General features: G+C 69.8%; 19 protein-coding genes. 9 read left to right on the top strand and 10 right to left on the bottom strand.

Features of this window, described 5'->3' with window-relative positions; genetic code table 11:
• The first annotated feature begins 1 nt into the window (after position 1).
• Positions 2–688 (top strand): glutathione S-transferase family protein, encoded by a 687-nt coding sequence (locus O4N75_RS02055; protein ID WP_269627741.1) that lies wholly within the window; start codon positions 2–4, stop codon positions 686–688.
• Positions 669–1793 carry a tRNA epoxyqueuosine(34) reductase QueG gene (gene queG, locus O4N75_RS02050; protein WP_269627740.1) on the top strand — a complete coding sequence of 375 codons (1125 nt, stop codon included), beginning with the start codon at positions 669–671 and terminating at the stop codon, positions 1791–1793. Before O4N75_RS02055 ends, queG begins: the two co-directional genes overlap by 20 nt.
• A gap of 176 nt (positions 1794–1969) precedes the next feature.
• Here the strand turns inward: queG and O4N75_RS02045 are convergent, their stop codons facing one another.
• The 4 genes from O4N75_RS02045 to O4N75_RS02030 all read right to left on the bottom strand — a co-directional run bounded on the left by O4N75_RS02045 (position 1970) and on the right by O4N75_RS02030 (position 5849).
• Entirely contained in the window at positions 1970–2608 is a 639-nt protein-coding gene (locus tag O4N75_RS02045; protein WP_269627739.1) for a glutathione S-transferase family protein, read from the bottom strand.
• Complete coding sequence (locus O4N75_RS02040; protein WP_269627738.1) at positions 2608–3426, bottom strand: crotonase/enoyl-CoA hydratase family protein; 819 nt, start codon at positions 3424–3426, stop codon at positions 2608–2610. The genes O4N75_RS02045 and O4N75_RS02040 overlap by 1 nt, the downstream gene beginning before the upstream one ends.
• A 12-nt stretch (positions 3427–3438) precedes the next feature.
• The gene (locus tag O4N75_RS02035; protein WP_269627737.1) at positions 3439–4341 is read right to left on the bottom strand and encodes a glutathione S-transferase family protein; all 903 of its coding nucleotides are present in this window, start codon (positions 4339–4341) and stop codon (positions 3439–3441) included.
• An 83-nt stretch (positions 4342–4424) separates the two neighbouring features.
• Entirely contained in the window at positions 4425–5849 is a 1425-nt protein-coding gene (locus O4N75_RS02030; protein WP_269627736.1) for an MFS transporter, read from the bottom strand.
• Positions 5850–6062: 213 nt separating this feature from the next.
• On the opposite strand from O4N75_RS02030, the gene O4N75_RS02025 reads away from it, so the two are divergent.
• Both O4N75_RS02025 and O4N75_RS02020 read left to right on the top strand, forming a co-directional pair.
• A complete protein-coding gene (locus O4N75_RS02025) occupies positions 6063–7214 on the top strand; it encodes a saccharopine dehydrogenase NADP-binding domain-containing protein (protein WP_269627735.1) in 1152 nt (383 codons plus the stop codon).
• The gene (locus O4N75_RS02020) at positions 7211–8299 is read left to right on the top strand and encodes an NADH:flavin oxidoreductase (RefSeq protein WP_269627734.1); all 1089 of its coding nucleotides are present in this window, start codon (positions 7211–7213) and stop codon (positions 8297–8299) included. The genes O4N75_RS02025 and O4N75_RS02020 overlap by 4 nt, the downstream gene beginning before the upstream one ends.
• A 131-nt stretch (positions 8300–8430) precedes the next feature.
• On the opposite strand, the gene O4N75_RS02015 is transcribed toward O4N75_RS02020, so the two are convergent.
• Complete coding sequence (locus O4N75_RS02015) at positions 8431–9270, bottom strand: acyl-CoA thioesterase II (protein ID WP_348649552.1); 840 nt, start codon at positions 9268–9270, stop codon at positions 8431–8433.
• Positions 9271–9283: 13 nt separating this feature from the next.
• Entirely contained in the window at positions 9284–9838 is a 555-nt protein-coding gene (gene rfbC / locus O4N75_RS02010) for a dTDP-4-dehydrorhamnose 3,5-epimerase (protein ID WP_269627732.1), read from the bottom strand.
• Between the two features lie 30 nt (positions 9839–9868).
• Between rfbC and O4N75_RS02005 the strand changes: the two genes are divergently transcribed.
• On the top strand, positions 9869–10957 hold the full coding sequence (locus O4N75_RS02005; protein ID WP_269627731.1) for a glycosyltransferase family 2 protein: 1089 nt from the start codon (positions 9869–9871) through the stop codon (positions 10955–10957).
• Here O4N75_RS02005 and argE read toward each other — a convergent pair.
• Positions 10917–12098, bottom strand: a complete 1182-nt coding sequence (gene argE / locus O4N75_RS02000; protein ID WP_269627730.1) for an acetylornithine deacetylase — start codon at positions 12096–12098, stop codon at positions 10917–10919. The two genes, O4N75_RS02005 and argE, sit on opposite strands and share 41 nt — an antisense overlap.
• A 91-nt stretch (positions 12099–12189) precedes the next feature.
• On the opposite strand from argE, the gene purU reads away from it, so the two are divergent.
• From purU to O4N75_RS01980, 4 genes are all read left to right on the top strand, one after another.
• Positions 12190–13032, top strand: a complete 843-nt coding sequence (gene purU / locus O4N75_RS01995; RefSeq protein WP_269627729.1) for a formyltetrahydrofolate deformylase — start codon at positions 12190–12192, stop codon at positions 13030–13032.
• A 159-nt stretch (positions 13033–13191) separates the two neighbouring features.
• Positions 13192–14025 (top strand): SMR family transporter, encoded by an 834-nt coding sequence (locus O4N75_RS01990; RefSeq protein WP_269627728.1) that lies wholly within the window; start codon positions 13192–13194, stop codon positions 14023–14025.
• A 63-nt stretch (positions 14026–14088) separates the two neighbouring features.
• A complete protein-coding gene (locus O4N75_RS01985) occupies positions 14089–14916 on the top strand; it encodes an enoyl-CoA hydratase-related protein (protein ID WP_269627727.1) in 828 nt (275 codons plus the stop codon).
• Positions 14917–14987: 71 nt separating this feature from the next.
• On the top strand, positions 14988–15437 hold the full coding sequence (locus O4N75_RS01980) for a DUF2214 family protein (RefSeq protein ID WP_269627726.1): 450 nt from the start codon (positions 14988–14990) through the stop codon (positions 15435–15437).
• A gap of 150 nt (positions 15438–15587) precedes the next feature.
• Here O4N75_RS01980 and O4N75_RS01975 read toward each other — a convergent pair whose 3' ends face one another.
• The 3 genes from O4N75_RS01975 to O4N75_RS01965 form a co-directional block, all read right to left on the bottom strand.
• Positions 15588–16385, bottom strand: a complete 798-nt coding sequence (locus tag O4N75_RS01975; RefSeq protein WP_269627725.1) for an SDR family NAD(P)-dependent oxidoreductase — start codon at positions 16383–16385, stop codon at positions 15588–15590.
• Positions 16386–16387: 2 nt separating this feature from the next.
• A complete protein-coding gene (locus tag O4N75_RS01970) occupies positions 16388–16951 on the bottom strand; it encodes a carboxymuconolactone decarboxylase family protein (protein ID WP_269627724.1) in 564 nt (187 codons plus the stop codon).
• A 96-nt stretch (positions 16952–17047) separates the two neighbouring features.
• Positions 17048–17371: a metalloregulator ArsR/SmtB family transcription factor gene (locus O4N75_RS01965; protein ID WP_269627723.1), complete on the bottom strand. Its 324-nt coding sequence runs from the start codon at positions 17369–17371 to the stop codon at positions 17048–17050.
• Between the last annotated feature and the right edge of the window lie 40 nt (positions 17372–17411).

The following is a 17411-nucleotide window of genomic DNA, read 5'->3' as shown; positions in this document are numbered from 1 at the left end:
GATGAGCCTCGACCTCACCCTCCTTCATTTCCCCCTGGATCCCGCCTCTCGGCAGGTCCGCCTCGCGCTGGGCGAAAAGCGGCTGCCGTTCGCCGAGGAGGCGGCCCGCTACTGGGAGCGGCCCGAGGCGCTGGTGAGGCTCAACCCCTCGGGCCTGACGCCCGTGCTGGTCGTGGGCGGCGGTCGCGAGCCGCTGGTGCTGTGCGAAAGCCGCGCCATCCTCGACCACCTGGAAGAGACCCATCCCGAGCCGCCGCTGCTCGGCCGCGACCCGGCCGAGCGGGCCGAGGCGCGCCGCCTGCTGCAATGGTTCGACCGCAAGTTCGACTACGAGGTCGGCGGCTTCCTGCTGCACGAGAAGATGGAAAAGCGCCTGCTCGGGCTCGGGGCCCCGGATCTGGCCGCCATGCGCGCCGGCCGCGAGGCGCTGCGCGCGCACCTGGTCTATGTCGAGACCCTGCTGTCGGGCCGCGACTGGCTGGCCGGCCGCCGCCTCTCGATGGCCGATTTCGCCGCCGCCGCCCACCTGTCGGTGATCGACTATTTCGGCGACGTGCCCTGGCGCGACTTCCCGGCGGTCAAGACGTGGTACATGAAGCTGAAATCGAGGCCGTGCTTCCGGCCGCTGCTGGCCGATCGCTGGCCCGGCCTCGCGCCGGCGCAGCATTATGACGACCTCGACTTCTGATCCTCGAACAGCCGACCTGATCCGCCAGCGCGCCGCCGAGCTCGGCTTCGACGTCTGCCGAATCGCCGACGCCCGCGCGCAGTGGGCCGCCTCGGGCCGCCTGCGCGAGTTCGTCGAGCTCGGCCGACACGGCGAGATGGGCTGGATCGAGGAGACGCAAGACCGCCGCCGCCACCCGACCGCCATGTGGGACCACGCCCGCTCGGCGATCATGCTCGGCGTCAACTACGGCCCCGACCACAACCCGCTGGAGACCCTGGCCCGCAAGGACCGCGGCGCGATCTCGGTCTACGCCCAGGGCGACGACTATCACGAGCTGATCAAGGGCCGGCTCAAGCAGCTAGCCGGCTGGCTGGTCGCCCGCTTCGGCGGCGAGCTGAAGGTCTTCGTCGACACCGCGCCCCTGATGGAAAAGCCGCTGGCCGAGCGCGCCGGCCTCGGCTGGCAGGGCAAGCACACCAATCTGGTCAGCCGCGAGTTCGGCTCCTGGCTGTTCCTCGGCTCGATCCTCACCGAGCTCGAACTGCCGGCCGACGGCCCCAGCGGCGGCTCCTGCGGCCAGTGCCGCGCCTGCCTGGACATCTGCCCGACGAACGCCTTCCCCGCGCCCTACCAGCTCGACGCCCGCCGCTGCATCTCCTACCTGACCATCGAGCTGAAGAGCCCGATCCCGCAGGAGTTCCGGCCCCTGCTCGGCAACCGCATCTACGGCTGCGACGACTGCCTGGCGGTCTGCCCGTGGAACAAGTTCGCCGCCCAGTCGCGAGAGCAACGGCTGCACGCCCGCGAGGCCCTGCGCGAGCCGGCGCTGGCCGACCTCGCCGGCCTCGACGACGCCGCCTTCCGCGCCCTGTTCTCGAAAAGCCCGGTCAAGCGCATCGGCCGCGACCGCTTCGTCCGCAACGTGCTCTACGCCATCGGCAACTCCGGCGAACCGGCCTTGGCCGCCCACGCCCAGGCCCTGCTCGCCGACCCCGCCCCCGTCGTCCGCGGCGCCGCCGTCTGGGCGCTCTCGCGCCTGCTGCCGCCGGCCGCCTTCGCGAGCCTCCGCGCCGCCTCAGACGAAACCGACCCCGACGTCCTCGCTGAGTGGGCGGAGGCCTGACCTCGAGCTGTCATCCCGGTTTGCGAAGCAAGACCGGGACCCATGAACACCTGATCGATCAAAACTTGCTCGGCCGCGTCTCACTCCGAGGGCGCGGCGCGAATGGGTCCGGACAGCCGCTGCGCGACTTCCGGGATGACACCCTTTCTATCGGCCCCTTCCTGCAGTCCGGCCCGCTAAACCTGCCACTCCGGCGTCCCATCGGCGGCCTGCGCGGCCTTGGCCCGCTGGAACCCCTCGCGGGCCTGCAGCCGCGCCCAGTAGGCGCCCACCGCCGGGCTGAACCGCTCCGAAAGTCCCAGCGTGCTCGCCAGCAGCAGCGCGTAGCCCACCGAGATGTCCGCCGCCGTGAACCGTCCGGCGACCAGATAGTCCCGCGTTTCCAAGGCCCTATCGACCGCCCGCAGCCTGGCCGCGAACCACTTGGCATAGTCCTCGGCGACCTGCGGGTTGCGCCGCTCCTTCGGCTCCAGCCGCGTGTAGCGAAGCACCAGGGTCTGCGGGAAGGTCAGCGTCGCCTCGCCCAGATAGAGCCAGTTCAGCCAGGCGCCGTAGTCGCCATCGTCGTTCGGCACGTTCAGCGGCCCGCCGTGCCGAACGGCCAGGTACTGCAGGATGGCCGAGGATTCGGTCATCCTCGTCTCCCCGTCGACGAAGAACGGGATGGTCCCCAGCGGGTTGACCTCCAGGTACTCCGGGGCCCGCACCCGCGGCGGAAACGGCAGCAATTTCAAGTCATAGGGGACGCCGAGCTCCTCCATGGCCCAGAGGGCGCGGAACGAGCGGGCGTCCTGGCAATGATAGAGCGTCGGCATCAGTCGGCGTAGGCGGCGGCGCGCTTCTGCATGTTCGACATCACCGCCTCGACCTGGTTGGGCGAGCCGATCAGGGCGGCCTGCTCGACGCTCTCGGCCTTCAGGATCGCGTGCTGGTCGGCGTCGGCGACCATGTCCAGAAGCCGCTTGGCCGCGCGGATCGCGGTCGGGCTCTTGGCCGCGATCTCGGCCGCCAGCGCCAGGGCTTCGGCCCGCGGGTCGGCGCAGACGCGGGTCGCCAGGCCCAGGCGCGCAGCCTCCTCGCCGTCGAAGATCCGGCCCGTATAGGTCAGCTCGCGGGCGACGTCGTCGCGCACCAGCCCGCGCATCAGCACCATGCCGGCCATGTCCGGCACCAGGCCCCACTTGATCTCCATCACCGACATCCGCGTATCGGCGGTGACGAAGCGCAGGTCCGCGCCCAGGGCCAGCTGGAAGCCGCCGCCGAACGCCACGCCGTGCACCGCGGCGATCACCGGGACCACCTGCTCGCTCCAGACCATCACCGCGTGCTGAGCGCGGTTCGAGCCGCCGGCCGTGCGATTGTCGGTCAGCAGCGATTCCCCGGTCGAGGATTGGCCGCCCTTGCGCTCGCCCGAGGCCATCTTGCCGAAGTTGCCCATGTCCAGGCCGGCGCAGAACGCTCGGCCCTCGCCCGACAGCACGATGGCCCGCACGCCCGCCTCGGCCTTCAACCGCTCGCCGGTCTCGATCAGGGCCGAGAACATGGCGTCGTCCAAGGCGTTCATCTTGTCGGTGCGGACCAGGCGGACATCGGCCACGCCCTCGCTGATCTCGACTGTGATGCGGTCTTCCATGGTGGCGCTCCTTCAGGCCTTGCCGACGACGTAGCCGGCGCGTGGGAAGTGAACCTGGGTCCTGCCCAGGTCAGGGGTCTGGCGGGCCAGGACGATCCGGCCCGGCGTCGCCGCGACCAGGGTCCCTTCGACGGGGTCGCGGCCATAGTCGTCGGCGGCGACGGTGATTGCGGTTCCGGGCGCCAACGCCGCGGTCGGGTCGTGGGCCGGCGCGAGTTCCGGCTCGGCCTCGCGCGCCGCGGCCAGGGCGTCGGCGCCGCTGATCTCGCGGCGGGTTCCGTGGCCGATGGCCGCCACCCGCTCGCGCCAGCCTTGCGTCCGCGTCAGCCCGGCCAAGAGCTCGTCAGCCACGGTGGGCAGGTTCCGCGCCAGGAACCAGATGTTCATGTAGGCGGCGACGTCGGCCAGGCCCGGCGCCTCGCCGGCCAGCCAGTCGGAGGTCGCCAGCCCCTCCTCGATCCACGCCGCCTGCGCCCGCCATTGCGGCGCCATCAGCGGCGCGGCGGCCTTCATCGCCGCGACGTTGAACGGCCGCCCGGTCAGCTTCTCGCGGTCGGCGATGAACTCCGGCGCCGTCGCGTCGCCCAGCGCCCCGAAGATGATCGGCACGGTGAGGCCGAAGAACTGCCGGTCGGCCCAGGCGTTGACCGCCCACGCCGCGCCCCCGATCGCGCGCGGCGACGGCGCCCGCGTCTCGATCTCGGCCAGGATCACCTGGGTGTCGCAATAGATGTCGGCGCCGATCTGCAGCACCGGGATGCGCCGATAGCCGCCGGTCAGCGGCGTCAGCTCCGGCTTGGGCATGATCACCGGCGCCTGGACCGAGTCCCAGGCCAGGCCCTTCAGGCCCAGCAGCAGGCGGACCTTCTCCGAGAACGGCGAGGTGTCGTAGTGATGAAGGATCAACCCGCTCATAGGCGTTTCCAAACCCGGCCTCTTGCTGGGCCGTGGAGCTTACGCTGTCACGGAATTGGTTCGCCGCCCACCATGACCCCGCGTCACGGGCGATCGTTGGTCACCGCCGGCGCCACGTCGGGGGCGAAGCTCTCGAGGATCGGAGCCTCGGCATAAAGCGCATCGCGCCGCTCCAGCTCCTCGCGGATCGATGCATGCTTGGCCGCGTCGAGCTTCCAGCCCAGCACGCAGGCCCCGCCCAGCATCACGAAGACGATCGGCCCGACGATGAAGGCCAGCTCCAGCCCGCGGATCGCGCTTTCGGTGTTCACCGCTCCGTCGGCAGGATTGAAACCGATCTGCGCCAGCAGCGGGAAGGTCAGCACGATGGCGAAGGCCGAGGCGATCTTGTTGGCGAGGGCGTTCAGCGCATAGATCAGGCTTAAGCGCTCCTGGCCCTGCTCCAGCCGCACCTCGTCGGCGACGTCGGCCAGCATGGCGCGGATCATCAGGTCGAAGCCGGCCGCCATGAAGCCCTGCCAGAACATCATCGGGATCCCGAAGGCCATGTCCCCCTTGGGCAGGAACATCACGGTGCAGAGGCCCAGCGAGTAGGCGGTGGTGGTGACCATCAGCGTGCGGTGCTTGGAGAACCGCATGGCCAGGCGCGCGGTCAGCGGCGCGCCCAGGATGCCGGCCACCACGTAGACCAACAGCAGGGCCGAAGCCTGCTCTGTCGAAAACCCGCGCGAGTCCGTGAAGAAGAACATGTAGAGCGCGCTCATCCAGCCCGGGCCGAGCGTCAGCGCCATCTGGGCCAGGAACAGCCGCAGCAGGTCCGGCTTGGTGATCAGCGACAGGTAGTCCTTGAGCGCGAAGTGCTCGGGCGCGGTCTTCACGATGTGCTCGGGCGTGCGCAGGCAGACCAGCGCCACCACCACCGGGATCATCGCGAAGATGAACCAGCCCATGGCCTTGACGCCCTCGGCTTCGGACAGCCCGACATGCGCCGCCCCGATCGGGATCACCAGTACGGTCATCGCCCCGATCACGCCGGCCGCCGCCAAAATGCCGAAGATCCGCGAGCGCTGGTGGTACTCGGTGGCCAGGGTCGCAGCCCAGGCCGAATGGCCGAGGCCGAGGATCGAATTGCCGAGATAGAACACCAGCAGCCAGAAGATCAGGTAGGGCAGCCCGATCCCGCTGGGCGCCTCGAACAGCGCGTAGACCGCCGCCATCAGGATCGGCCCGCCGATCAGCACCCAGACCCGGTAGCGGCCGAGCCGTGTGCGCGTGCGGTCCATCGCCAGGCCGAGCACCGGGTCGACCCCGAGATCGAGCATCCTCACCACGAAGAAGGCGACCCCGATCAAGGTCAGGTCGACCGCAAGGTGGCTGGCGAAGAACGGCGGGATGTAGACCGAAACCGCCACCGCCAGCGCCCCGAGCGGAAACGCCAGCGTGGAAAAGGAGAGCGCAGTCGGGGTCGACAACGGCCGAGGCCCGCTGGCCTGCGCGTTCTGGGTCACTCGGCATCTCCCTTCGCGCCGGTCGCCGCCGACGTCGGATGCCCCCATTCACCCGCTTCCCCACGGTCAGGGCAAGGGCGAGAAGCACTACGGGCGAGAAAAGCGCCTCGGACGCCGTTCGACACGCGCAATTTTCAAACACCCGTTTGCGCCTCGCTGATTTTCCGGCAAGGTCCGCCCCTTCCAAGGGGACGGAAAGCGGAGACAGACGCCATGAACAGCGGCGCGGAATTCGACATCATCGTCTACGGCGCGACCGGCTTCACCGGCCGGCTGGTGGCCGAACACCTGGCCGGGCGGTACGGCGTCGGCGGCGAGGTGAAGTGGGCCATGGCCGGACGCAGCCTTGAGAAGCTGCAGCAGGTCCGCGACGAGATCGGCGCTCCCAAGGACACGCCGCTGATCGTCGCCGACGCCGGCGACCCGGCCTCGGTCAAGGCGATGGTCGAGCGCGCCAAGGCGATCCTCACCACCGTCGGCCCCTACCAACTCTATGGCTCGGACCTGGTCGCCGCCTGCGTCGCGGCCGGAACCGACTATCTCGACCTCTGCGGCGAGCCGAACTGGATGGCCGCCATGATCAGGCAGCACCACGAGGCCGCCCAGAAGAGCGGCGCGCGCATCCTGTTCTCCTGCGGCTTCGACTCCATCCCGTTCGAACTGGGCGTCTACTTCGCGCAGGCGACCGCCCGCCAGAAACTCGGCGGCGTGGTCCCACGGGTGAAGGGCCGGATGCGCCAGCTCAAGGGCGGCCTCTCGGGCGGCACCGCCGCCAGCGGCCGCGCCACCATGGCCGCGATCCAGAAGGACCCCAGCCTGTTCGCCCTGATGGTCGACCCGTTCGCCCTGACCCCGGGCTTCAAGGGCCCCGAGCAGCCGGCCGGCCAGGCCGTCGAGCACGACGAGGACCTGAACGCCGACGTCGGGCCGTTCATGATGGCCGCCATCAACACCAAGAACGTCCACCGCTCGAACTTCCTGCAGGGCCACGCCTACGGGCAGGACTTCGTCTATGACGAAATGGCCGTGGTCGACCCCAAGGCTCCGGCCAGCTTCGCCCTCGAGGAAGGTGCCGGCCCGCAGCCGGGCGAGGGCCCCAGCAAGGAAGAGCGCGAGACCGGCTTCTATGACGCGGCCTTCATCGGCATCGCCGCCGACGGCCGCAAGGTCGTGGTCTCGGTCAAGGGCGACAAGGACCCTGGCTACGGCTCGACCTCGAAAATGATCGCCGAGACCGCCATCTGTCTCGTCAAGGAAGCCGCCGACGTTCCCGGCGGCCTCTGGGTCCCGGGCGCGGCCCTGGGCGACAAGCTGATCGCGCGCCTGCAGAAGAACGCAGGCCTCAAGTTCGAGGTGGAAGCATGACCGACCTGTTCACCCCCCTTAGCTTCCAGCACGGCCCGGCGATGAAGAACCGCTTCATGCTGGCTCCGCTGACCAACACCCAGAGCCACCCCGACGGCACGCTGTCCGACGACGAGTTCGCCTGGCTGACCTATCGGGCCGAGGGCGGCTTCGGCCTGACCATGACCTGCGCCGCCCACGTCCAGGCCATCGGCCAGGGCTTTCCCGGCCAGCTCGGCGTGTTCGGCGACCAGCACCTGCCCGGCCTCACCCGCCTGGCCGCGGCGATCAAGGCCAAGGGCAGCATCGCGGCCCTGCAGCTGCACCACGCCGGCAACCGCTCGCCCCAGGAGCTCATCGGCCAGGCGCCGGTCTGCCCTTCGGACGATCCGGAGACCGGCGCCCGAGCCCTGACCCTGGCCGAGGTCGAGCAGCTGCGCGAGGACTTCATCGCCGCCGCCGTCCGCGCCGAGAAGGCCGGCTTCGACGGGGTCGAGATCCATGGCGCCCACGGCTACGTGCTCTGCCAGTTCCTGTCGCCGACCCTCAACCGGCGCGAGGACCGCTACGGCGGCTCGCCGGAGAACCGCGCCCGCCTTGTCTTCGAGATCATCGACGGGATCCGCGCCCGCTGCGGCGCGAACTTCCAGCTCGGCCTGCGCCTGTCGCCCGAGCGTTTCGGCCTGGAGCTGGCCGAGATCATCGAGGTCGCCCGCCAGGTGTTGGCCGACGGCAAGATCGACTATCTCGACATGTCGCTGTGGGACGTGGCCAAGGAGCCGGTCGAGGAAGCGTTCCAGGGCCGCAGCCTGATGTCCTACTTCACCGAACTTGACCGCGGGCAGGTCCGGCTCGGGGTCGCCGGCAAGATCATGTCCGGCGCGACCGCGCGCCAGTGCCTGGCGGACGGCGCCGACTACGTCCTGATCGGCCGCGCCGCCATCCTGCACCACGACTTCCCGCAGAAGGTCGCCGCCGACCCGGACTTCGTCTCGATCGCCCTGCCGGTCACGCGCGAGCACCTGCGAAACGAGCGCCTGGGCCCGGCCTTCGTCGACTACATGAACGGCTGGAAGGGCTTCGTCGCCCAGCAAGAGACGGTCTAGCGCCCACGAGTTGCTCCCCCTCTGGGGGAGCTGTCAGCGAAGCTGACTGAGGGGGACTTGGACTCCAGGAGCGGTCCCCCTCCGTCGTCCCTCACGGGACGCCACCTCCCCCAAGAGGGGAGGATTTGCTGCTACCGATAGCGGATCAGCGCTTCCTGCGTGGCCGAGGCCACCAGTTTGCCGCTCTGGTCGAAGATCGAGCCGCGGTTGAAGCCGCGCCCGCCCGAGGCCGAAGGGCTGTCCTGCACATAGAGGTGCCACTGGGTGAAGTCGGTGGCGTGATGGAACCACAGCGCATGGTCGAGGCTGGCGACCTGCAGCCGCCCCTCGCTCCACGGAATGCCGTGCGGGCGCAGCGAGGTGTCCAGCAGGGTCATGTCGGTGGCATAGGCCAGGGCGCACTGGTGGATCATCGGGTCGGCGCCCAGCGGCTCACGGGCCCGGAACCAGATCGCCTGCTCGGGGTCCATCACCGGCGCGGTGCCATAGGGCGGCGGATCGATCGGCCGCACCTCGACCGGCCAGGTCCGCCGCGTCTCGGTCTCGCCGCCGGCCGCGCGCAGTTCGTCCTCGTCGAGCAGGCCGTCCGGTCCCGGCAGGGCCGGCATCGCGATCTGGTGCTCCAGCCCCGCCTCCGGGACCTGGAACGAGGCCGACAGGTTGAAGATCTGCTGGCCGTGCTGCAGGGCGGTGACCCGCCGCATGGTGAAGCTGCCGCCGTCGCGCACCCGCTCGACCTTCAGCAGGATCGGAATCTTCGGATCGCCGCCGCGGATGAAATAGGCGTGCATCGAGTGGCAGACCCGCCCGTCGACGGTGCGATAGGCCGCGGCCAGCGCCTGGGCCACCACCTGGCCGCCATAGATGCGCCGCGTCTCGCCCGGGGGCGTGTGGCCCCGGAACATGTCCAGGTCGATCGCCTCGATGTCGAGGATGCGGACCAGCTCACTCATTTCCGTCACTCGTTTCAGTCCGGGCGGTCGTTCAGAACGACGCCGCCGGCATGTCCTTCAGCCGCGGCGCCACGCGGTCCTTGTCGGAGAGGATGACCTCTCCGTCCCACGGCCAGGCGATGGCGACCTCGGGGTCGTTCCACAGCAGCGAACCCTCGGTCTGCGGCGCGTAGTCGCCGTCGACCTTGTAGGCCAGCTCACAGCCGTCGGTCAGGGTCTGGTAGCCGTGCGCGAAGCCGCGCGGCACCAGCAGCTGCTCGCCGCCCTCGGCGGTCAGTCTCGCGCCCACCCACTGGCCGAAGGTCGGCGAGCCGGGACGGATGTCGACCGCCACGTCGAAGATCTCGCCGCGCAGCGCCCGCACCAGCTTGGCCTGGGGATGCGGCGCGTTCTGAAAGTGCAGCCCGCGCACTGTGCCGGCCTTGGCGTTGAAGGCCTGGTTGTCCTGCACGAAGTCGTGGTCGGCGCCGGCCGCCGCCAGCGAACGGCGGCTCCAGGTCTCGGCGAACCAGCCGCGCGCATCGCCATGGCGCTTGGGCGTGATAAGCAGGACCTCAGGAATGGAGAGCGGCGTGATCGACGTCATGGCTGCCTGCAAGTTTGGAACCGCCCCCGCATGAACGACCACGCGCAGGAACACAAGTCGCCAGCGCCGCAAAGCCCAGCCAAGTCCCCAGTCGCATCATCAGTCGAGACCGCGGTTCAGATCACAGTCTGCGTCATCGCCTACAATTCCGGCCCGACCCTGCGCGCCTGCCTGCAGCACCTGGCCGACCAGACCTATCGCGACTTCGAGACCCTGGTGATCGACAACGCCTCGCCCGATCCCGGCGACGGCGCGATCGCGCGCGAGTTTCCGTTCGTGCGGCTGATCGAGAACGCCGAGAACCTCGGCTTCTCCGGGGCCGGCAACCAGGCCGCGCGGCTGGGGCGCGGCCGCTGGTTCGTGCTGCTCAACCCCGACGCCTACGCCGAGCCCGACTGGCTGGAACAATTGGTCGCGGCCGCCGGGCGCCATCCGCAGGTGCGCTCCTTCACCTCGCGCCAGGTGATGGCCGAGGACCCGACCCATCTCGACGGCCTGGGCGACGTCATGAGCGGCTACGGCATCCCCTACCGCGGCGGCTATCTGGCCCCCGATCCCGGAAACACCCCCGAGGGCGAGGTGTTCTCGCCCTGCGGCGCGGCGATGATGATCGACCGGGAGCTGTTCCTAGAGCTCGGCGGCTTCGACGAGTTCTTCTTCTGCTATTCCGAGGACGTCGACCTCGGCTACCGGTTGCAGCTGGCCGGCGAGCCGACCGTGCTGGTCCCAGCCGCCACCATCCACCATGTCGGCTCGGCCTCTACCGGCGGGCGCAAGTCGGAGTTCGCCGTCTTCCACGGCACCCGCAACCGCTTCTACGTGGTCTACAAGGACACGCCCTGGCCGCTGCTGCCGATCGTCGTGCCGCTGCACCTGGTGGCGGTCGCCTACATCTCCAGCCGGCGCGAGAACCATCCGCACGCCCACATCGTCTGGCGGGCGTTCACCGAGTCCCTCAAGGGGCTGCCGACCATCCTCAAGAGCCGCCGACAGGTCCAGAAGCGGCGGCGCGCCTCGACGGCCCAGATCGCCCGGGCCATGACCTGGAACCCCTACGACCTGTTCGGGCGGCGGGCGGTCATTCGCCCGCTGCGGCCCAATCGATCAACCGCGCCATGAACGCCGCGCCGCGCTCCATCTGGGCGCGGTCGACATACTCGTCGGCCTGGTGGGCCTGGTCGATCGAGCCGGGGCCGCAGATGACGGTCGAGAAGCCCGCCTCCTGGAACTGCCCGGCTTCGGCCGCATAGGGCACCACCCGGGCCGGGCCGTTGTCGCCGGCCAGCCGCCGGGCGAACAGTTCGGCCGCTCCGTCCTCCTCCGGCGACAGCGGCGGGGTGCCCGAGCGCTGCACGATCTTCGCCCCGGCCTGCGGGAACAGCGCCTTCAGCCGCGCGTCCAGCCCCGCCACCTGCGCCCGGAACGGGGCCAGCAGCGCCAGCGGGTCCTGGCCGGGCGGGCAGCGCAGGTCGAACTGGAACGCGCACTCCCGCGCCAGGATGTTGCCGGCCGTGCCGCCGTTCAGCAGGCCGACGGTCAGGGTCGCGTGCCTGGGCGTGAACGGCGAGGCCGGATCGGCCTCCTCCTCCAGCCGGGCGGCCAGCGCCTTCAGCGACGCCAGCAGCGGGATCGCCTCCATGATCGCCGAGACCCCCAGCTGAGTCTGGCTGGAATGGGCCTCCTTGCCGGTCACCGTGACGGTGAAGGTCGAGATGCCCTTATGGCCGCGCACCGCCTCCATCATCGTCGGCTCGCCGACCACCACCAGCGCCGGGCGCGGCAGTTCGCGGGCGATCACCGCGATCATGTCCGGCGCGCCCAGGCAGCCGATCTCCTCGTCGTAGGAAAACGCCAGGTGCACCGGCTTCTTCGCGTTCGCCGCGGCCAGGCCCGGAACCGCCGCCAGCGCCAGGGCCAGGAACCCCTTCATGTCGCACGTCCCGCGGCCATAGATCCGCCCGTCGTCCTTGGGCGTCAGCACGAAGGGATCGCTGGTCCAGGCCTGGCCGTCGACCGGCACCACGTCGGTATGGCCCGACAGCACCACCCCGCCGGCCTCGGCTGGCCCAATGCTGGCGATCAGGTTCGACTTGCTGCCGTCATGGTTCGGAACCCGCCGGTGCGCGACCCCGTGACCGTCGAGATAGGCCTCCACCCACTCGATGAGGGCCAAGTTGGACAGGCGCGAGGTGGTGTCGAAGGCCACGAGCGTCTCGAGGATCTCCAGCGCGCGGGCGGTCAGGGCTTGGGGCGTGGGCATGGGCGCAACCTAAGCCCGCCCGCCGCCGACCTCCAAGCCGCGAGCCTCCAGCCTTGACGTATTGATCATGATCGCGGCCTAGACAGGCGCCATGATCCTGACCCTCTCCTGCCCCGACCAGCCGGGCATCGTCGCGCGCGTCTCGGCCTTCCTGTTCGAGCGCGGCGCCAACATCCTCGACGCCCAGCAGTACGACGACCAGGAGACCGGCAAGTTCTTCATGCGCGTCGTCTTCGACGCCAAGGGCGCGGACCTGCCCGCCCTGCGCGGACAGTTCGAGGAACTGGCCAAGGGCTTTTCCATGCGCTGGTCGCTGCGTGACCCGAAGGTCAAGCGCAAGGTCATGATCCTGGCCAGCCAGCAGGACCACTGCCTGGCCGACCTGCTCTATCGCTGGCGGCGCGGCGAACTGCCGATGGAGATCACCGCCGTGGTCTCCAACCACCCGATCGAGACCTACGCCAACCTCGACCTCTCGGACGTGCCGTTCCACCACCTCCCGGTCAAGCGCTCGACCAAGCTGGAGCAGGAAGCGGCGATCTGGAAGCTGATCCAGGACACCGACACCGAACTCGTCGTCCTCGCCCGCTACATGCAGGTGCTGTCCGACGGCCTGGCGGCCAAGCTTGAGGAGCGGTGCATCAACATCCACCACTCGTTCCTGCCCGGCTTCAAGGGCGCGCGGCCCTACCACCAGGCCCACGAGCGCGGCGTGAAGGTGATCGGGGCCACCGCCCACTACGTCACCGCCGACCTCGACGAAGGCCCGATCATCGAGCAGGACGTCGAGCGCATCAGCCACCGCGACACCCCCGCCGCCCTGATCCGCAAGGGCCGCGACATCGAGCGCCGGGTCCTGGCGAGAGCCGTCCGCTGGCGGCTGGAAGACCGCGTGCTGCTGAACGGCGCCAAGACCGTGGTGTTCACGGACTAAACTGCATCACGTGTCATCCCGGTTTGCGAAGCAAGACCGGGACCCATTTGCGTCGGCGAAGGAAATCTTGGCCGGGCCGGCGCCGCATCCTGTAGGATCTGGTGTTCATGGGTCCCGGTCTTCGGCCTGCGGCCGAAACCGGGATGACACGCGCGCCCCATGCCCCTCAGCGTCTTCGGCATCGTTCTCTTCGCGGCCCTGCTGCATGCGAGCTGGAACGCCATCGTCAAGCTGGCGCCGGACAAGCTGCTGACCACCATCCTGGTCGCCGCCGCCGCGGCGGTGATCTCGGCGCTGGCCCTGCCGTTCCTGGCCCAGCCGGCGCGCGAGAGCTGGCCGTTCCTGGCCGCCTCCACCGTGCTGCAGGTCGGCTACTACCTGCTGGTCGCCCGCGCCTATCGCGGCGCCGACATGAGCCAGGCCTATCCGCTGATGCGCGGGACCGCGCCGCTGATCGTCGCCCTGGTCAGCCGCTTCTGGCTGGGCGAGCAGCTGTCCGCCGTCGCGACCGTCGGGATAGCCCTGATCTGCGGCGGGGTGCTCAGCCTGGCGCTCGGCGCGCGCGGGACCAGCGGCGCCGGCGTGCGCGCGGCCCTGCTCAACGCGGTGGTCATCGCCAGCTACACCCTGATCGACGGGGCCGGGGTCCGGGCCTCGGGGACGCCCGCCGCCTACACCCTCTGGCTCAACCTGCTCTCGGGCGCGCCGCTGCTGATCTGGGTGCTGGCCGCCCGCTGGCGCACCTTCATCCCCTATGCCCGCACGCACCTTGCGCTCGGCGTGGTCGGCGGGCTGGGGACGCTGACCTCCTACGGCCTGGCGCTATGGGCGATGACCTACGCGCCGGTGGCGGTGATCGCCGCCTTGCGCGAGACCTCGATCCTGTTCGCCACCGCCATCGCGGTCTTCGTGCTGCGCGAGCGTCCGACCCCTGGCCGCATTCTCGCGGCCCTGCTGATCGCCGCCGGCGCCGTGGTCCTGCGCCTGGCCTGAGCACGGCTTTGACTGTCGCGGCGTCAAGCGCCGACCCTCCTCCGAAACCCGGAGGAGGACCCCATGGCCGACGCGCCGATCCTGCTGACCGACGATCCGGCGCCGCACGTGCGCCGCATCACCCTCAACCGCCCCGCCAAGCGCAACGCCCTCTCCAATGCGCTCCGGGCCGAGATCTTCGCAGCGCTGGAGGCTGGCGACGCCGACCCCGACGTGCGGGTGATGATCATTCGCGGGGCGGGGACCTGCTTTTCGTCCGGCTACGACCTGGCCGGGGTCGGCGAGCTCCCCTGGCACACGGCCGGGAACCAGGGCCAGTGGGCGCGCCATGTCGTCGACGGCTGCTTCCGGGTCTGGGACCTGGCCAAGCCGGTGATCGCCCAGGTGCACGGCTGGTGCCTGGCCGGCGGCTCCGAACTCGCCGTCGCCTGCGACCTGGTCTACGTCGCCGAGGACGCCCAGATCGGCTATCCCGCCGTGCGCACCATGAGCCCGCCCGACAACCACTATCACGTCTGGCTGATGGGCATGCGCGCGGCCATGGAGCAGATGCTGACCGGAGATTCCATCGACGGAAACGAGGCGGTCCGCCTCGGCTTCGCCAACCGCGCCTACCCCCTGGACGACCTGGAGCCGGCGGTCCTGGCCATGGCCCAGCGCATCGCCAAGGTCGATCCGGAGCTGGCCCAGCTCAACAAGCGCCTCGTGCATCGCCAGATGGAGGTGATGGGCATGCGCCAGGGCATCCGCGCCGGCACCGACCTTCACGCCCTCGGCTGGAGCACCAGGGCCTCGCGCGACTACATGGCCCGGCTGCGCGAGGGCGTCACCGCCGCCCTCAGCGAGCGCGACGGCAAGTTCGACGACTACCGGACCGGCCCCAAGACCTAGGGTTCGAGACTTAGTATTTACATTGTAAGTCAAAGGTTCCACAGTCGCGGCGCAATCGATCGGAGCGCGCCGTGACCGACCTCCTCCTCGCCATCGCCCACCACCTGCTGGTCTTCAGCCTCGCCGCCATCCTGGCCGTCGAGCTCGCCACGATCCGTCCCGGCCTGGGCGGGGCGTCCTTGCGCCGGCTGGGGATCGTCGACCTGCACTACGGGCTGATCGCGGCGCTGATCCTCATCGTCGGCTTCGCGCGCGTCTACATGGGCGTGAAGGGCCCGGAGGCCTATCTCGGCGCCTGGACGTTCTGGGCCAAGGTCGGGGCCTTCGCCCTCGTCGGCCTGCTGTCGGCCCCGCCGACCCTGCGCATCCTGCAATGGCGCAAGCGCGCCCGCGCCGAGCCGGGCTTCGCCCTCGGCGCGGCCGACGTGAAGGCCGTCCGCCCGTTCCTGATCGCCGAACTCGCGGTCTTCGCCCTGATCCCGGTCTTCGCCGCGATGATGGCCCGCGGGATCGGGCTGTAGGAGCCGCCTGCCTGGGACCGTCCCTCTCCCCGCTCGAGGGGAGAGGTTAGGTGAGGGGTCAGCGGCGCGAAGCGGCGCACTGCTGCTAAGGCCGCAACCCCCTCACCCCAACCCTCTCCCCCAAGGGGGCGAGGGAGCAAATGTCTTGCTTCAGCCCACCCGGCTCGACATCCCGCCGTCGACGAACAGCACGGTCCCGGTGATGAACCGCGCCTCGTCGCTGGCCAGGAACAGCGCCGCATAGGCGGTGTCCCAGGCCGTGCCCATCTGGCCGCCCAGCGGCACCCGGGCGTTGCGGGCCTCGCGCACCGCCTGCTGCTCCTGGCCGCTGGCCGCCGCGATGCCGGCCACCGCCATCGGCGTGTCCAGCAGCCCCATGGCGATGGCGTTGCAGCGCACGCCCTTGCCCGCATTGGCCTGGGCGACGCTGGTGGTCAGCCGGTTCAGCGCCGCCTTGGAGATCTCGTAGGCGGTCTGGTTCCCGCCGGCGATCGAGGCCAGCGACGAGATGTTGACGATCGAGCCCCTGCCCTGCTCGCGCAGGGTCGGCAGCACGGCCTTGGAGACCTGCCAGGCGCCCTTCAGGTTCACCGCCAGGATGCGGTCGAAGGCCTCCTCGGTCAGCCTGTGCGCCGGACCGTCGCCGCCCCCGCCGATGCCGACATTGTTGACCACGATGTCGATGGCGCCCAACCGCTCGCGCGCCGTCGCCACCATCGCCTCGCAGTCGGCCGCCTTGGTGATGTTGGCCCCCACGGCGCTGGCCCGGCCGCCATCGGCCTCGATCAGCGCTACCGTCTCCTGCGCCCGGTCGATCAGCCGGTCGACGCACAGCACCTGCGCGCCCTCGCGGGCGAACAGCATGGCGATCGCCCGGCCGTTGCCGATCGTCTCGCCCGGCGTCTGGCCGGCCCCGACGACGATGGCGCTCTTGCCCGCCAGCCGCACGCCTAAAAGCCCTTCAGGTCGGGATCGAGGGTCTGGCCGGCGTCCAGCTGCACCCCGAACGAATTCAGGATCATCGAGACCTGGGTGTACTGGCCGGCGGTGAACACCACGTCCATGCACTGCTTGTCGCTGAAGTGCGCCTTCAGCGCGCTCCAGGTCGCATCGGTGATGAACTGGTCGTGGTGCAGTTCGTCGCTGGCCGCCAGCAGCGCCTGGTCGGCCGCGCTCCAGCCGCCGGCGTCGGCCCCGCCTTTGATGCGCGCGACCTCGTCGTCGGTCAGCCCGGCCCGCTGGCCGATCGGCACGTGCTGGGTCCACTCGTAGCCGGACTTGCAGAGATAGCCGATGCGCAGGATCACGATCTCCCGCTCGCGGGCCGGCAGGTCGTTCTTCTTCGACAGCACATAGTTGCCCCAGGCCAGGAAGCCCTTGGCCGCCTTCGGCGCCCCCACCATGGTGCGGAAGATGTTGAGCACCCGATCGCCCATCGGCGCCAGGATCTCCTTTTGCTCGTCGTTCAGCTGAGCGTCCTGGACCGGCGCGATTCGCGGCTTGGTGAGGCGCATGGCGTTTCCCCCTTGGGTTCTGTTTTTCGGTTCTGGTTTGGCGACCAGCAAACAGGGCTCAGCGCCTGGGCGCAAGCCTTCAAGCAGGCGGTATGCTTAGGCCTCGAGGTCGGTCTTCAGCCGCTCCAGCAGGGTGACCGCGCGTTCCGCATAGGGACCCAGCCAGCGGTCGTGGATCTGCTTGATCGGCATCGAGTTCAGGTGGTTCCAGCGCTCGCGCCCCTCGCGCCGGGCGATCACCAGGTCGGCGGCCTCCAGCACCTTCAGATGCTGCATCACCGTGCAGCGGTCGAGCTGCGGAAAGCGCAGGCACAGCTCGCCGGTGGTCAGCGGCTGATCCTTGATCTCGTCCAGCATCCGCCGCCGCGTAGACGACGCCAAGGCCTTGAAAATCAGGTCGTTTTCGTCGTCGCTTGACATGTTATAAATTTATAACACAAATGCCCGTCAGACAAGTGAA

Origin of the sequence: Phenylobacterium sp. NIBR 498073, from assembly GCF_027286305.1 — a bacterium.
Lineage (GTDB): Bacteria > Pseudomonadota > Alphaproteobacteria > Caulobacterales > Caulobacteraceae > Phenylobacterium.
Note: the sequence above shows the minus strand (reverse complement) of the source record. Positions and strands in the feature narration are given on the sequence as shown.

What these genes read in the sequence shown, in the direction of transcription:
- O4N75_RS02055 (WP_269627741.1), top strand. Translation starts at nt 2, where the DNA reads ATGAGCCTCGACCTCACCCTCCTTCATTTCCCCCTGGATCCCGCCTCT.
- queG (WP_269627740.1), top strand. Translation starts at nt 669, where the DNA reads ATGACGACCTCGACTTCTGATCCTCGAACAGCCGACCTGATCCGCCAG.
- O4N75_RS02045 (WP_269627739.1), bottom strand. Translation starts at nt 2,608, where the DNA reads ATGCCGACGCTCTATCATTGCCAGGACGCCCGCTCGTTCCGCGCCCTC.
- O4N75_RS02040 (WP_269627738.1), bottom strand. Translation starts at nt 3,426, where the DNA reads ATGGAAGACCGCATCACAGTCGAGATCAGCGAGGGCGTGGCCGATGTC.
- O4N75_RS02035 (WP_269627737.1), bottom strand. Translation starts at nt 4,341, where the DNA reads ATGAGCGGGTTGATCCTTCATCACTACGACACCTCGCCGTTCTCGGAG.
- O4N75_RS02025 (WP_269627735.1), top strand. Translation starts at nt 6,063, where the DNA reads ATGAACAGCGGCGCGGAATTCGACATCATCGTCTACGGCGCGACCGGC.
- O4N75_RS02020 (WP_269627734.1), top strand. Translation starts at nt 7,211, where the DNA reads ATGACCGACCTGTTCACCCCCCTTAGCTTCCAGCACGGCCCGGCGATG.
- rfbC (WP_269627732.1), bottom strand. Translation starts at nt 9,838, where the DNA reads ATGACGTCGATCACGCCGCTCTCCATTCCTGAGGTCCTGCTTATCACG.
- O4N75_RS02005 (WP_269627731.1), top strand. Translation starts at nt 9,869, where the DNA reads ATGAACGACCACGCGCAGGAACACAAGTCGCCAGCGCCGCAAAGCCCA.
- argE (WP_269627730.1), bottom strand. Translation starts at nt 12,098, where the DNA reads ATGCCCACGCCCCAAGCCCTGACCGCCCGCGCGCTGGAGATCCTCGAG.
- purU (WP_269627729.1), top strand. Translation starts at nt 12,190, where the DNA reads ATGATCCTGACCCTCTCCTGCCCCGACCAGCCGGGCATCGTCGCGCGC.
- O4N75_RS01990 (WP_269627728.1), top strand. Translation starts at nt 13,192, where the DNA reads ATGCCCCTCAGCGTCTTCGGCATCGTTCTCTTCGCGGCCCTGCTGCAT.
- O4N75_RS01985 (WP_269627727.1), top strand. Translation starts at nt 14,089, where the DNA reads ATGGCCGACGCGCCGATCCTGCTGACCGACGATCCGGCGCCGCACGTG.
- O4N75_RS01970 (WP_269627724.1), bottom strand. Translation starts at nt 16,951, where the DNA reads ATGCGCCTCACCAAGCCGCGAATCGCGCCGGTCCAGGACGCTCAGCTG.
- O4N75_RS01965 (WP_269627723.1), bottom strand. Translation starts at nt 17,371, where the DNA reads ATGTCAAGCGACGACGAAAACGACCTGATTTTCAAGGCCTTGGCGTCG.